The 12541-nt window shown below is 71.8% G+C and carries 11 protein-coding genes, 2 tRNA genes, 1 pseudogene and 1 riboswitch; of the genes and pseudogenes, 9 read left to right on the top strand and 5 right to left on the bottom strand.

From position 1 onward, the window contains the following. The first annotated feature begins 29 nt into the window (after positions 1-29). The 6 genes from MF672_RS25485 (at position 30) to MF672_RS25460 (ending at position 6148) form a co-directional block, all read left to right on the top strand. Positions 30-992: a tripartite tricarboxylate transporter substrate-binding protein gene (locus MF672_RS25485; protein WP_242376689.1), complete on the top strand. Its 963-nt coding sequence runs from the start codon at positions 30-32 to the stop codon at positions 990-992. A gap of 4 nt (positions 993-996) precedes the next feature. Next, positions 997-1192, top strand: a riboswitch (cobalamin riboswitch). A gap of 95 nt (positions 1193-1287) precedes the next feature. Beyond that, on the top strand, positions 1288-3558 hold the full coding sequence (locus MF672_RS25480) for a ribonucleoside-diphosphate reductase subunit alpha (protein ID WP_242376690.1): 2271 nt from the start codon (positions 1288-1290) through the stop codon (positions 3556-3558). Positions 3559-3571: 13 nt separating this feature from the next. Beyond that, positions 3572-4567 (top strand): ribonucleotide-diphosphate reductase subunit beta, encoded by a 996-nt coding sequence (locus MF672_RS25475; RefSeq protein WP_242376691.1) that lies wholly within the window; start codon positions 3572-3574, stop codon positions 4565-4567. Positions 4568-4624: 57 nt separating this feature from the next. Then, entirely contained in the window at positions 4625-5653 is a 1029-nt protein-coding gene (locus MF672_RS25470; RefSeq protein ID WP_242376692.1) for a mechanosensitive ion channel family protein, read from the top strand. 229 nt (positions 5654-5882) lie between these two features. Next, positions 5883-5958, top strand: a tRNA-Pro gene (locus tag MF672_RS25465). Positions 5959-6074: 116 nt separating this feature from the next. Continuing rightward, positions 6075-6148: transfer RNA gene (locus tag MF672_RS25460), tRNA-Leu, on the top strand. An 83-nt stretch (positions 6149-6231) separates the two neighbouring features. On the opposite strand, the gene MF672_RS25455 is transcribed toward MF672_RS25460, so the two are convergent. Next, positions 6232-7026, bottom strand: a complete 795-nt coding sequence (locus MF672_RS25455; RefSeq protein ID WP_242376693.1) for a hypothetical protein — start codon at positions 7024-7026, stop codon at positions 6232-6234. 261 nt (positions 7027-7287) lie between these two features. Here MF672_RS25455 and MF672_RS51485 point away from each other — a divergent pair, with 261 nt between their 5' ends. Beyond that, positions 7288-8151 (top strand): hypothetical protein, encoded by an 864-nt coding sequence (locus tag MF672_RS51485; protein WP_302893263.1) that lies wholly within the window; start codon positions 7288-7290, stop codon positions 8149-8151. 263 nt (positions 8152-8414) lie between these two features. Here MF672_RS51485 and MF672_RS51480 read toward each other — a convergent pair. From MF672_RS51480 to MF672_RS25435, 4 genes and pseudogenes are all read right to left on the bottom strand, one after another. Continuing rightward, positions 8415-8621 (bottom strand): annotated as a pseudogene (locus MF672_RS51480) (NAD(P)-binding domain-containing protein); the annotation flags it as partial. Between the two features lie 70 nt (positions 8622-8691). Continuing rightward, on the bottom strand, positions 8692-8946 hold the full coding sequence (locus MF672_RS25445) for a hypothetical protein (protein WP_242376695.1): 255 nt from the start codon (positions 8944-8946) through the stop codon (positions 8692-8694). A gap of 215 nt (positions 8947-9161) precedes the next feature. Continuing rightward, complete coding sequence (locus MF672_RS25440) at positions 9162-9965, bottom strand: isocitrate lyase/PEP mutase family protein (RefSeq protein WP_242376696.1); 804 nt, start codon at positions 9963-9965, stop codon at positions 9162-9164. Between the two features lie 35 nt (positions 9966-10000). Further along, a complete protein-coding gene (locus MF672_RS25435; protein ID WP_242376697.1) occupies positions 10001-11221 on the bottom strand; it encodes an MFS transporter in 1221 nt (406 codons plus the stop codon). An 86-nt stretch (positions 11222-11307) separates the two neighbouring features. On the opposite strand from MF672_RS25435, the gene MF672_RS25430 reads away from it, so the two are divergent. Together MF672_RS25430 and MF672_RS25425 are read left to right on the top strand one after the other, a co-directional pair. Then, on the top strand, positions 11308-11898 hold the full coding sequence (locus MF672_RS25430) for a TetR/AcrR family transcriptional regulator (RefSeq protein ID WP_242376698.1): 591 nt from the start codon (positions 11308-11310) through the stop codon (positions 11896-11898). Positions 11899-12122: 224 nt separating this feature from the next. Continuing rightward, positions 12123-12533 (top strand): GNAT family N-acetyltransferase, encoded by a 411-nt coding sequence (locus tag MF672_RS25425; protein ID WP_242376699.1) that lies wholly within the window; start codon positions 12123-12125, stop codon positions 12531-12533. Positions 12534-12541 lie beyond the last annotated feature (8 nt).

The raw sequence follows: 12541 nt of genomic DNA, 5'->3' as shown, positions 1-12541 counted from the left end.
GGACTCGCGAGGCTTCGGGGGAGAGACACATGCGCCGTCGGAGATTCCTGGCCTGCCTGCTGGCCACGTCCGGGATCGCGGCCGTCCCGCTGGCGGCGGGCTGCGGCACGCAGCGCGTCGCCGGGCGGATGCCGGGGCTGCGGGCCCGCTTCTCCATCAACCCGGCCGCCCGCCGCTGGAGCCACGTCGGGCAGGCGCTGGTCGGCGCCGCCCGCGCCGCCGGGTACGAGACCGGCGCCGGCACCAAGGTCACCGTGAGCGGCCTGGCCGCGATGGCCGCCGCCGAGCTGAACCAGGGCCAGACGCTGCTCGACGCGGCCACCCCCCTCGCCCGGCTGGCCGGCGACGTCGAGGTCGTCGTCGTGCCGGACAACTCCCGTTTCAAGGACTTCGACGACTTCGCCGCCCACCTCGTGGCCCGCCCGGGCGAGACGCTGCTGGCCGGCGGCCCCCAGGGCGATCCCGACCACCTGCTGTTCGGCCTCATCGCCAAGGGCATCGGCGCCGACACCCGGCAGGTCGACTACACCGGCTATCCCAGCAGCAGGGAGGCCGTCGCGGCGCTGCTGTCCGGCCAGGCCGCGGCCGCCGCCGGCGCGCTCGCCGACTGGCGGGAGAGCCTCGGCGCCGGGCGGGTGCGGGCCCTCGCGGTCTCCTGCGCCCACCGCGTCCCCGAGGTGGACGCGCCGACGCTGCTGGAGTCCGGCGTGCGGGTCGACTTCGCCGACTGGACCGCCGCCTTCGGCCCCGGCGGCATGCCGGACGACGCCCGCGAGGCCGCCGTGCGCATGTGCGAGGAGGTGACCTCCTCGACCGGCTGGCTGGCCGCCTGCCGGGCCGCCGGTTGGGTCTCGATCCCGCTCAGCGGCGACGACTTCGTGCTCTGGCTGGCCGCCGAGGCCGGGCGCACCCGGGCCGTTCTCGGTGACCTGGGGCTCGTCGACTCGGTGAGAGCCACAACCTGTGGTGGTAGTTGCGGGAACGGCCACTAGATGTAGGATCCTGCTCGTCGCTGGTTCGCCCCCCGGGGCGGAGTGAAAGGGAACCCGGTGTGATTCCGGGGCTGCCCCGCAGCGGTGAGCGGGAACGACCGCCGTCATTCAGCACTGGAGGGATCCGGGAAGCGACGGCCAGTAGGCGCCGGTGAGGCGTGCCCGCGAGCCCGAAGACCTGCCCGCGGCGTGATGACCGTCCATGGCCTCGAGGGAGGGCCGGCGGGGCGACGCGGCCTGCCCGCGCGCTTCCTCGGCGTGCCCTCCTGCCGGAATGAGCTCGCGAGGAGAGCACGTGACGCAGATCGCTGAGGTTGACCCGCGCCTGCCCGCCGCCGGACCGGGCGCCGAGCCCGCCCCCGCCCCAGCCCCCGCGCCCGCCCCAGCCCCCGCCGCCGGCGCGGACCGGACCGCCCGGCGGCTGGCCATCGAGGAGGCCGCGGCCCGGGTCATCACCGACCCGGCCAACTCCCGGACCGCCGCCCGGCTGCTGGCCGAGGAGATCGCCGAGGAGGCCGCCGGCCACGGCGTGCGCGCGTTCTCCGAGTCGGTGGCCGCCACCCACGCGGCCGGGCTGGTGCAGGACCGGCTGGCCGCGTTCGTCGCCGACCACGCCGCCGAGCTGGACGCCCTCGTCGAGGACGGCGCCGACGACCGATTCGAGTATTTCGGCCTGCGCACCGTCTACGACCGCTACCTTCTGCGCCACCCCGAGACCCGGGCCGTGCTGGAGCGCCCGCAGCACTTCTTCCTGCGCGTGGCCTGCGGGCTGTCGGAGAGCGTGGCCGAGGCCGCCGAGCTGTACCGGCTGATGTCGACGCTGTCGTACCTGCCCAGCTCGCCGACGCTGTTCAACTCCGGCGCGCGCCGCCCGCAGCTGTCGTCGTGCTTCCTGCTCGACTCGCCGCGCGACGAGCTGGAGGGCATCTACGAGCGCTACGGCCAGGTCGCCCGCCTGTCCAAGTACGCCGGCGGCATCGGCATCTCCTGGACCAGGGTCCGCGCCCGCGGCTCGCTGATCCGCGGCACCAACGGCCACTCCAACGGCATCGTCCCGTGGCTGCGCACCCTCGACGCCTCCGTGGCGGCGGTCAACCAGGGCGGCCGACGCAAGGGCGCGGCCTGCGTCTACCTGGAGACCTGGCACGCCGACATCGAGGAGTTCCTGGAGCTGCGCGACAACACCGGCGAGGACGCCCGCCGCACCCACAACCTCAACCTGGCCAACTGGGTGCCCGACGAGTTCATGCGCCGCGTCGAGGCCGACGAGGTGTGGTCGCTGTTCGACCCGAAGCAGACGCCCGACCTCACCGACCTGTACGGGGAGGAGTTCACCGCCGCCTACCGCGCCCACGAGGCCGCCGGCCACTACGTCCGGCAGCTCCCGGCGCGCACCCTGTACGGCCGGATGATGCGCACCCTCGCCCAGACCGGCAACGGCTGGATGACGTTCAAGGACGCCGCCAACCGCACCTCCAACCAGACCGGCCGCCCCGGCAACGTCATCCACCTGTCGAACCTCTGCACCGAGATCCTGGAGGTCACCAGCGACGCCGAGACCGCCGTCTGCAACCTCGGCTCGGTGAACCTCGCCGCCCACGTGCGGGACGGCGAGGTCGACTGGGAGCGGCTGCGCGGCACCGTCCGCACCGCCGTGCGCTTCCTCGACCGCACCATCGACCTCGGCTTCTACCCGACGCCCGAGGCGGAGGCGGCCAACAAGCGCTGGCGGCCGATCGGGCTCGGCGTCATGGGGCTGGCCGACGTGTTCTTCGCGCTGCGGCTGCCGTTCGACTCGCCGCGGGCCCTCGCGCTGTCCACCAGGATCGCCGAGGAGATCGCGCTCACCGCGTACGACACCTCGGCCGGCCTCGCCGCCGAGCGCGGCCGGCACCCGTCCTACGACGAGACCCGCGCCGCCGGGGGAGTGCTGCACCCCGACCACTACCTCCCGGCCACCCCCCGCTGGGAGGCGCTGCGGGCCAAAATCGCGACGACCGGCCTGCGCAACTCGCTCATGATCGCCATCGCGCCCACCGCGACCATCGCCTCCATCGCCGGCTGCTACGAGTGCATCGAGCCGCAGGTGTCCAACGTGTTCAAGCGCGAGACCCTGTCCGGCGAGTTCCTCCAGGTCAACCGCTACCTGGTGGCCGACCTGCAGGAGCGCGGCCTGTGGACGCAGGAGCTGCGCGACGCGATCAAGCGCGCGGACGGCTCGATCCAGGACGTCCCCGGCATCCCCGACGAGCTGAAGACCCTCTACCGGACCGCCTGGGAGCTGCCGCAGAAGGCGCTCATCGACCTGGCCGCGGCCCGGCAGCCGTACGTCGACCAGTCGCAGTCGCTCAACCTCTTCATGGCCAGCCCGACCATCGGCAAGCTCTCCTCGATGTACGCCTACGCCTGGAAGCAGGGCCTGAAGACCACGTACTACCTGCGCTCCCGCCCCGCGACCCGCATCGCCCAGACCACCGTCTCCACCTCCACCGCCACCCTGCCCGCCGAGGCCGAGGCCGTGGCCTGCTCCCTGGAGAACCCCGAGACCTGCGAAGCCTGCCAGTAAGGAGACCGCCCTCATGCTGCTCGACCCCGGGATGGACCTCACCCTCCGCCCGATGCGCTACCCCGACTTCTACGAGCGCTACCGCGCCGCCATCCGCAACACCTGGACCGTCGAGGAGGTGGACCTGCACAACGACCTGGCCGACCTGGCGCGGATGACGCCGCAGGAGCGGCACCTCATCAACCGGCTGGTCGCCTTCTTCGCCACCGGCGACTCCATCGTCGCCAACAACCTCGTGCTCAACCTCTACCAGCACGTCAACGCCCCCGAGGCGCGGCTCTACCTGAGCCGGCAGCTCTTCGAGGAGGCGGTGCACGTGCAGTTCTACCTGACGCTGCTGGACACGTACCTGCCGGACCCGGACGAGCGGGTCAAGGCGTTCGCCGCCGTCGAGCACATCCCGTCCATCAGGGACAAGGCGGAGTTCTGCTTCAAGTGGATCGACTCGATCGGCGACCTGCACCGGCTGGAGAGCGCCGGCCAGCGCCGCCAGTTCCTGCTGAACCTCATCTGCTTCGCCGCCTGCATCGAGGGCCTGTTCTTCTACGGCGCGTTCGCGTACGTGTACTGGTTCCGCTCCCGCGGCCTGCTCGGCGGCCTGGCCACCGGGACGAACTGGGTGTTCCGCGACGAGTCCATGCACATGGAGTTCGCCTTCAGCGTCGTGGACACCGTGCGCGCCGAGGAGCCGTCCCTCTTCGACGACGAGCTGGGCAAGCAGGTGACGGCCATGCTGGAGGAGGCCGTCGCCGCCGAGCTGGCCTTCGCCGCCGACCTGTGCGGCGACGGCATGCCCGGCATGAGCGTGGACCAGATGCGGCAGTACCTCGAATACGTCGCCGACCAGCGGCTGGCCCGGCTCGGCCTGCCTCGCCGCTACGGCTCGGCGAACCCCTTCGCGTTCATGGAGCTGCAGGACGTCCAGGAGCTCGCCAACTTCTTTGAGAGGCGTGTCTCTGCTTACCAGGTGGCGGTTGAGGGCAATGTGACCTTTGACGAGACGTTCTAGATATTTGGGGGCATGAACGTGCAGTCTCCGGCGGACTGGCCGATTCTCGTGATTTCGGTGATCGGATCGATCCTCCTGGTGGAAGTGACCCGGCGAGTGCTGAACAGGGTCGGGCGCAAATGGGCGCTCGCCCGTCACCTCGTGGAGCACTGCACGTGGCCCGCCTTCGCGGTGGCCACCGTGGTGGCGGGCAACGTGGTCTTCGGCCCCGGCATCCTCGGCGACTCGCCCCGGCAGCAGGCCCTCGCGGGCGGCGTCGAGCGGGTGCTCGGGCTGCTCACGATCGGGACCGTGACCTGGCTGATCATCCAGGCCACGTACGCGCTGACGGACGTCGTCCTCGACCGGCTGGTGCAGATCGAGGGCGAGCGCAACCGGCGGGCCCGGCGCATCATGACCCAGATCGCGCTGGTCCGCCGCATCGCCGCCGCGGTCATCATCGTCATCTCGCTCGGCGCGATGCTCTTCTCCTTCCCCGGCGTGCGCGCCCTCGGCGCCGGCCTGCTGGCCTCGGCCGGCATCGCCGGCGCCGTCGTCGGCATCGCCGCGCAGCCCACGATCGGCAACGTGCTCGCCGGTCTCCAGCTCGCCTTCAGCGACGCGCTGCGCCTCGACGACGTCGTCGTGGTCGAGGAGGAGTGGGGGCGCATCGAGGAGCTGACGCTCACGTACGTGGTGCTGCGCCTGTGGGACGAGCGGCGGCTCGTGCTGCCGGTCAACTACTTCACCCAGAACCCGTTCGAGAACTGGACCCGGCACGGCAGCCGCGTCCTCGCCGTCGTCTACCTGCGGGTGGACTGGACGGTGCCGGTCAAGCGGCTGCGCGAGGCCCTGTACGAGTTCCTCCAGGGCAGCCCGCTGTGGGACCAGAAGGACTGGACGCTCCAGGTGACCGACGTGCTGCCCAACGGGCTGGTCGAGCTGCGCGGCCTCATGAGCGCCGCCGACTCGCCGTCGGCCTGGGACCTCAAGTGCGACGTGCGCGAGTTCCTGGTCGACTTCGTCCGCGACAACTACCCGGAGGCGCTGCCCCGCTTCCGCGTCGAGACCCCGGAGAGCCGCGCCGGCGTGCCGGTAAATCAGTAGCCCCGCGGCCGATCATCCCCGTACCGTGAAGACTGTCCGGCACCGAGGAACGCGCGAACAGAGAGGCGGCCCCATGCGACTCCCCAGCTCCACCGCCGCCCGGCTGCTGCCGAGCGTCCCCGGCCCGCCACGACGGCTTCCCGGATAGTCCCCACCGGACCATCCCACCGCGGAAGCCGTCTCGCCTCGAAGGAAGGCGAGGCGGCTTCTTCCTTCGCACCGCGCACCGCCGAGTGTGGGGCAGCTTGGTCAGCCCGCCTGCCTTGGGAGCAGGAGCACCGCAGGTTCGAATCCTGCCACTCGGACGACGGCCCTGAAAGAAGAGGGCCGCGGGCCACGGCCTGGCCGACGGGATTGGCGCCCCCCGGCCGGACCCCGCCCACACCCCGGGCCGGCCCACGCCAGCAGGGCCCGGGGTCCAGCCGCTCTGGCCCAACTGGCAGAGGCGCCGCCTTCAGGAGGCGGAGGTTCGGGGTTCGACTCCCCGGAGCGGCACCCAGCGGAAGGGAACGCGCCGTCGCCCCCAGCGGCGCGGGGCCGGGTGCCGGCTCGGCCCCCGCGTTCCCGGTCAGTCCCGGTCAGCCTGTCTGGACCTGGTTCTTCGGAGGGGCCGTCACGCGGACCTTGCCGCCCCAGCCCGTGTAACGGGTCTCGACGGTGATGATGTCGTCGTTGACCAGGCTCTCCGCCCAGTGCTTCTTGGCCGGGTGGGAGGTGACGAGCCGCTGGGGCAGGCCGTTCGCCCCCAGGGTGAGCTCGTACTGCAGCGTGCCGTCCGTGGGCTTGACGAGCGTGGCGGCCCGGTACCAGGGTGACGCCTTCCACAGGGCGGCCTCCCCGACCGTGCCCTTGTAGGTCGGGCCCGACCGCTCGCCGTGCTTGACGAGGACCTGCAGCGTCGCGGGCTCGGCCGCGTTCACGGACTGGCTGTACCTGCCGTTGAACCCGCCGGGCAGGGCGCGCCTGAGCCTGATCCAGCTCTTGCCCTTCTGCGTCGCGCCGAACAGCTTGGCGCCCTTGATGTAGCTGTACCTGCCGACGGTGATCGTGCGCTCGTCACCCAGCAGGTTGCCCATGGCGTCGAAGACAGGACCCTCGTGCGGGATGTACGTATTGCGCAGGTCGGCGGCGGCGACGGCTCCCGTGCCACCCTTGACGGCCTTGCCGTACTGCAGCACTCCGGTGCGCCGCAGGAAGACCGTCTTGCCTTCCATGTCCACGTACGACGTCACGTCCGTGACCTTGACCCCCTGCCCGGCGACCACCCGGCTCTTGAGCGCCTTCACCGGGTCGGCGGGCGCGGCGGCGGCGGCGGGGACGGCCGCGACGGTCAGGACGACGGCGCCGGCGAGCCCGGCGATCAAGCGCTGCAACGGATTCCTCCTCAAGGGGACAGGCCGGAGAATCCTGACACATCTTGATTACGCCCCGGCCACGGGAGGACGCTGATCCTGCCCTGGACACCCGGCAGAGCTCAGCTGTGGCCCAAGCCGAGCCCGCAGGAGCCTGTAGCTGATGTACTTCATCCACCGCAACTGGGAAGCCGGGCCGCTGTGCAAGAGCGTGCGCCAAGCTCTGAGATCATGCGGACGGACGGAACTCCCTCAGGACAGCGGCCACCCGGCACCTCGGGAGTGTCCAGCCTGCTCACCGACGCGGCCTCCCGGGCGCTGCCGTCGCGTGCCCGGCAACGCAGGCCGACGCTCGCCGCGCTGGGGGTGTTGCTGATCCTCGGCGGCGCGCTGGCGACCACGCTGCTGGTGCTGAACGCCGACCAGCGCGTCTCCGCCATCATGGTCACCCAGCGGATCGGCGCGGGACAGCCCTTCGATCCCAAGATGATCCGCGAGGCCCGGGTCGTCGAGGACGGCGTGCGCTATGAGCTGTGGGCCGATCGCGACCAGGTCTCACATGCCCTCGCCGCCGTCACCCTTCTCCCGGGAACGTTGCTCACGACGGACATGACGACGAACGCCGACCAGGAGCTGGGGCCCGGCAAGGCGCGGGTCGGCCTGTCGCTGAAGCCCGGGCAGTTGCCCGGTGAGATGGAGGCGGGTCAGCGTGTCCAGGTCGTTCTCGCTCCGCAAGGGAGCAGCCTGGCCGGGCAGGAAGGGCGGCTGCTCGCCGAGAACGCTCTGGTGACCGGGGTGGCCGAGAGCCGGAACAGGGCGACGGAGGAGGTCACGGTGGTCGTGGACAGCTCCATCGCCCGTCGATGGCCGCCTATGCCTCGGCCGGGCAGATCGCCGTCACCGAGCTGCCTGCCGGGAGGTGAGAGCTGTTCAGGCGTCGGGGCGCCGAAGGGCTGTCGCGCGCGTCGCGATCTCTCTCCCGGTCCACATCCGTTCGGCCAGCACGTTGCGCACCACCTTCCTGCTCACCGTGACGCGGTGACCGGGGCGCCGTCAACGAGGTTGAAGACCGTGTGCGGATCACGTCCGCCGAACAGCAGCGAGATCACGATCGCGGCCATCCCTTCGAGGTGGAGGGCGTGCTGAAGGCCGCCGATCGACAGCGGCTCGCCGCCGATGTCGGTGATCAGCTGCCGCGTCATGTCGTTCGCGGCGGAGTGGTCACCGCAGTAGGGCACCACCAGACGGCGGCCGTCGAACACCGGCGGGTCCATCTGCCACACCCGCGCATGGCACAGGTTGAACGCCTTGACGACGTGCCCGCCGGTCGCCTGCCCGATGTCCTGCGCCATCGACCGGCCGGGCTCCGTGACCAGCGTGAACCGCTCGATCTCGACAGGGTTGTTGCAGTCGATGAGCGGCTTGCCCCGCAGCGCGTCGCCGATCTCGGCGAGTGTGGCCGGCATTCCCTGATACAGGACGGCGACCAGCGCGATGTCCGCGAACTCGGCGACCTCCCGGAAACCACCCGCGCGGCCGCCCCACTTGCGGGCCAGCGTCTGCGCCTTGCCTGCTGTCCGGCCGGCGACCATCATCTCGTGGCCGGCGGCCGCCCACCGGGTGCCGAGCGTGTCATGCCGGCAACGCTAGGAGGCCGTGGGGCACCGGTCGGTTCCCTTGCCAGCGTCAGGCAGGCTCGTCGGAGGCACGGTCGTCGGAGGCACGGTCGTCGGAGGCACGGTCGTCGGGGGCACGGTCGTCGGGGGCGAGGTCCTCGGCGTGCTCCTCGGCCCAGCGGGCGAGCTCCGACACCGGCCCGAGCAGGCTCTGCCCGAGGCCGCCTCCCAGCCCGAACACCACGACGACCGACCACGTGTCGGCCACCAGGTCCAGCGTGGTGCGGGCAGGGCAGTCAGCGAGGAACACGTCGTGCTCACTCATACGACCTCGATCTCCGTACCCCGCAGGCAGGCTGACGTCCGGTTGGGCAGCTCACGCCTCGCCACCAGTCTCACCAACCCGGGGCAGGGCTCTCATCCGGGTCGGTGGAGCAGGCGCGTCGAGCCTCCGGCAGGGCCGACCGCGATCAGGGCCCGCGTTCCGGTCCCGTCGAGCGTCACCAGCTCCAGAAGGGGACAGGCAGCCGCCGCGAGGATTCAGGACAGGAACGGGTTCTCGCCCGCGGCGACGGCCGCGAACAGCGCCGACCCGAACGTCGTGTACAGGTGCCGCTGCAGGGCGGGGCCGAAACTCACCCGGGCGACGCCGAGCGCGGCGTAGTCGGCCACCAGCAGCTTGCCTTGACCGTATCCGACGTTGATCGGTCCAGGGATGCCGCGGGCCAGGGCGCGGATCACGTCAGGGTCGCTCGCGGCGATCGGGTAGACGCAGTCCGCGCCGGCCGCCAGGTAGCGGCCCGCCCGGTCGATCGTGGCCGCGAGCCGGTCCTCCGGCGACCCGGCCCGGCGCAGGAACGCATCCGTACGGGCGTTGACGACCAGATCCACCCCCAGCGAGGTCGCCGCCTCACGAACCGCGGCCAGGAAGTCCGCTTGCGCGGCGGCGTCGATCAGCTGCCCGGTGGAGGGGTCGGAGTCCTCCAGGTTGAGCCCGGCGGCTCCGGTCGCCGCGAACCGTTCGGCCAGCTCGGCCGGTGCGAGTCCGTAGCCTCGTTCGAAGTCCACCGTCACCGGCACGTGCACCGCCCGGACGATCCGCGCGGCGGCGTCCAGCACCTCCCGCACCGGCGCCCGCTCCCCGTCCTCATGGCCGAGGACCGCCGCCGTCGCGGCGCTGCTCGTGGCCACGACCGGGAACCCGGCCGCCTCGGCCATCCGGGCCGAGGCCGCGTCCCAGACGTTGGGCAGCACCAGCGGCTTGCCGGGCACGTGCAGTGAGCGGAGCAGGGCGGCGCGGCTGGACGGGTCGTCCGCCGTGGTCATGGTGGGCGCGTCGATCATGTCTTTCTCCGATCGCTGGGACGGGTCGGCCGCGGTCACGAGGGGCTGGGCATGGAGTCCGGGGACAGGCCGTCGCCGGTCGTCACCGGTGGTTGGAGGAAGCCGGTGGCCCAGGCGACCGGGATGGCGATCACGGCGATGACCAGGCCGGTGAGCACCGGGGCGGAGGGGGTGAAGCCGGCGATCGCGGCGCCGCCGGCGGCCGAGCCGGCCGCGATGCCCACGTTGGCGGCCGAGGCGGGCAGCGAGGAGGCCAGCGCGCCTCCGGGACCGGCCAGGCTGACCACGCGGTACTGCAGCGAGGGCACCATGCCCATGGCGAACAGGCCCCAGGCCAGCAGCGCCAGCACCACGAGGAACGCGATGGCGCCGGCCAGGTAGAGCGTCAGGAGGCTGATCGCCACCGCGACGGTCCCGACGGTCAGGGTGCGGGCGGCGTCGCCGGCGGCGAACCGGCCGCCGGCGATCGAGCCCGCCGCGCTGGCGGCGCCGTAGGCCAGGAGGAAGGCGCTGATCAGGGCCCCTGAGACGCCGGTGACGTGCTGCAGGAAAGGCACGATGTACGTCAGCGCCGCGTACAGCGACGCGAACCCCAGAGCCTGCAGCGCGAGCAGGGCGAGCACCCGCGGGGCGAAGGCGTGCCTGGCCTGGTCGCGCGCGCCCCCTCCGGCGCCGGCCACGGACGGGATCAGCGCCAGGGTCGCGATCAGCGCGACCACGGTGAGGGCCACGACCGCGACGAACGCGCCCCGCCAGCCGAGCTCCTGGCCGATCAACGTGCCGAGGGGCACGCCGAGGGCGCCTGACACCGCGAAACCGCCGAAAACCGCGGAGATCGCCCGGCCCACCCGCTCCGGCGGGACGATCGAGGTGCCCACGATGAACGCGACGGCGACGAACAGGCCGCCGAGCGCGCCGGTGACGCCGCGCGCCACGACGAACAGGGTGTGGTCGGCGATCAGGACCGGCGCCAGGTTGCCGAGGGCGCACAGGAGGAGCGCGGCGGCCAGGACGGTCCGCCTGTTCATCCTGATCGTCAGAGCGGTCAGGAGCGGACCGCCGGCGGCCACGCCGATGGCATAGGCGGTGACCAGCGCGCCCGTCGCGGCGATGGACACCCGGAGGTCGGCGGCGATCACGTTGATCACGCCGACCGGGAGCAGTTCGGCACTGCCCAGCACGAACGTCCCGAGGAACAGCGTGGCTAAGGGGAGGGTGCTGCTGCCCCGGCTCCGCACCTCATGTGGGGTACTCATGGAAGCCCTTCTCCAATGTTAGGGATCGTTCCCTTGCGCTAGACTATAGGGAACGATCCCTAACATGACAACGGGAAAGGAGCGCCGTGCCGAGAGCCGCCGGGGAGACCAAGGCCCACGTGCTGCGCGTCGCGGGCGAACTGTTCTACCGACGAGGCATCCGAGCCACCGGCATCGACCTGGTCGCGGCCGAGGCCGACGTCGCCCCGCCCACCCTGTACCGGATCTTCACGTCCAAGGACGGGCTGGTCAGCGCCTACGTCCAGGACACCCACCGCGAGTTCCAGGACCGGGTGGCGTCGGTGGTGGAAGCGGCCGGGCCCGACCCCCGCGACCAGATCCTCGCCATCTTCGACACGGTCTCCGGGCAGGTCGCCTCCGAGCGGTACCGCGGCTGCCCGATGCAGATCGCGCTGGCCGAGTTCCCCGACGCCGATCTGCCTGCCCGCCGCCATGCCGTCGCCGCGAAGTCCTGGTTGCGCGAGACCCTCGCCGAGCTGACCGGCAAGCTCGAGGTGGGCGACCCCGCGGAAGTGGCCGACCACCTCATGCTGATCTTCGAGGGGCTGCACGCGTCGGGCCTGTCGCTCGGCCCGGACGGCCCCGCCAAGCGGGTGCGCGGCTTGGTCGAGATGATTATTTCGTCCGCCTCGCCGCGACCTGACAGTGCGCGGTAGCGTGACCGCGGGCGGGCACAGGCCGCCTCGCGTCCCCGACCGGCGAGCACGCACCGAAGGTCGTCAAGCATGCCGCGTCATCACGTCGTGATCGAAACTGCTAGGGTTTACCCCTTCCGGCCGGATGTTGCTTCCGGCCGGATTCTGCTTGTATGAGCTCTTCTCAAGCGACCGTAAAACCTGCGAGCGCCGCAGACCGCCCCGTCCTCGAACGACTCTGGCTCATGTTCCGCCACGACATGGCGGAGTTCCAGGGCGGGCTCCCCGGCTCCGACGCCACCTATCACAGCGACCGGCTCCGCCACGCGCTGGAGGACGACGACTGGGCGGCCTATCTGTTCATCAGCGACGACCGGCCCGTCGGGTTCTCGTTCGTGCGCGCGCTGTCCGGCCCGGCGCGGGTGCTGAACAGCTTCTTCGTGGTGCGCGGCGCACGCCGGTCCGGGATCGGGACGAGAGCCGTGCGAGAGGTGATCGCCCGGCATCCCGGTCCGTGGCGGATCGCCTTCCAGCGCTCGAACACGGCGGCCGTCGTGTTCTGGCGGCGGGTCGCCACCGAGATCGCCGGTGACTCGTGGACGGAGGAGCCCGAGGACGTCCCCCCGGACGTGTGGATCTCCTTCACCACCGGCTGACCCGCGCC

This window comes from Actinomadura luzonensis (genome assembly GCF_022664455.2).
GTDB lineage: Bacteria > Actinomycetota > Actinomycetes > Streptosporangiales > Streptosporangiaceae > Nonomuraea > Nonomuraea luzonensis.
The sequence above is the reverse complement of the archived record's forward strand: the minus strand, read 5'-3'. Positions and strand labels throughout refer to the sequence as shown.

Excerpts from the sequence above, each read along its gene's own strand:
- MF672_RS25440 (WP_242376696.1), bottom strand. The coding sequence starts at position 9,965 with ATGATCGACGCGCCCACCATGACCACGGCGGACGACCCGTCCAGCCGC.
- MF672_RS25475 (WP_242376691.1), top strand. The coding sequence starts at position 3,572 with ATGCTGCTCGACCCCGGGATGGACCTCACCCTCCGCCCGATGCGCTAC.
- MF672_RS25425 (WP_242376699.1), top strand. The coding sequence starts at position 12,123 with ATGTTCCGCCACGACATGGCGGAGTTCCAGGGCGGGCTCCCCGGCTCC.
- MF672_RS25445 (WP_242376695.1), bottom strand. The coding sequence starts at position 8,946 with ATGAGTGAGCACGACGTGTTCCTCGCTGACTGCCCTGCCCGCACCACG.
- MF672_RS25485 (WP_242376689.1), top strand. The coding sequence starts at position 30 with ATGCGCCGTCGGAGATTCCTGGCCTGCCTGCTGGCCACGTCCGGGATC.
- MF672_RS25435 (WP_242376697.1), bottom strand. The coding sequence starts at position 11,221 with ATGAGTACCCCACATGAGGTGCGGAGCCGGGGCAGCAGCACCCTCCCC.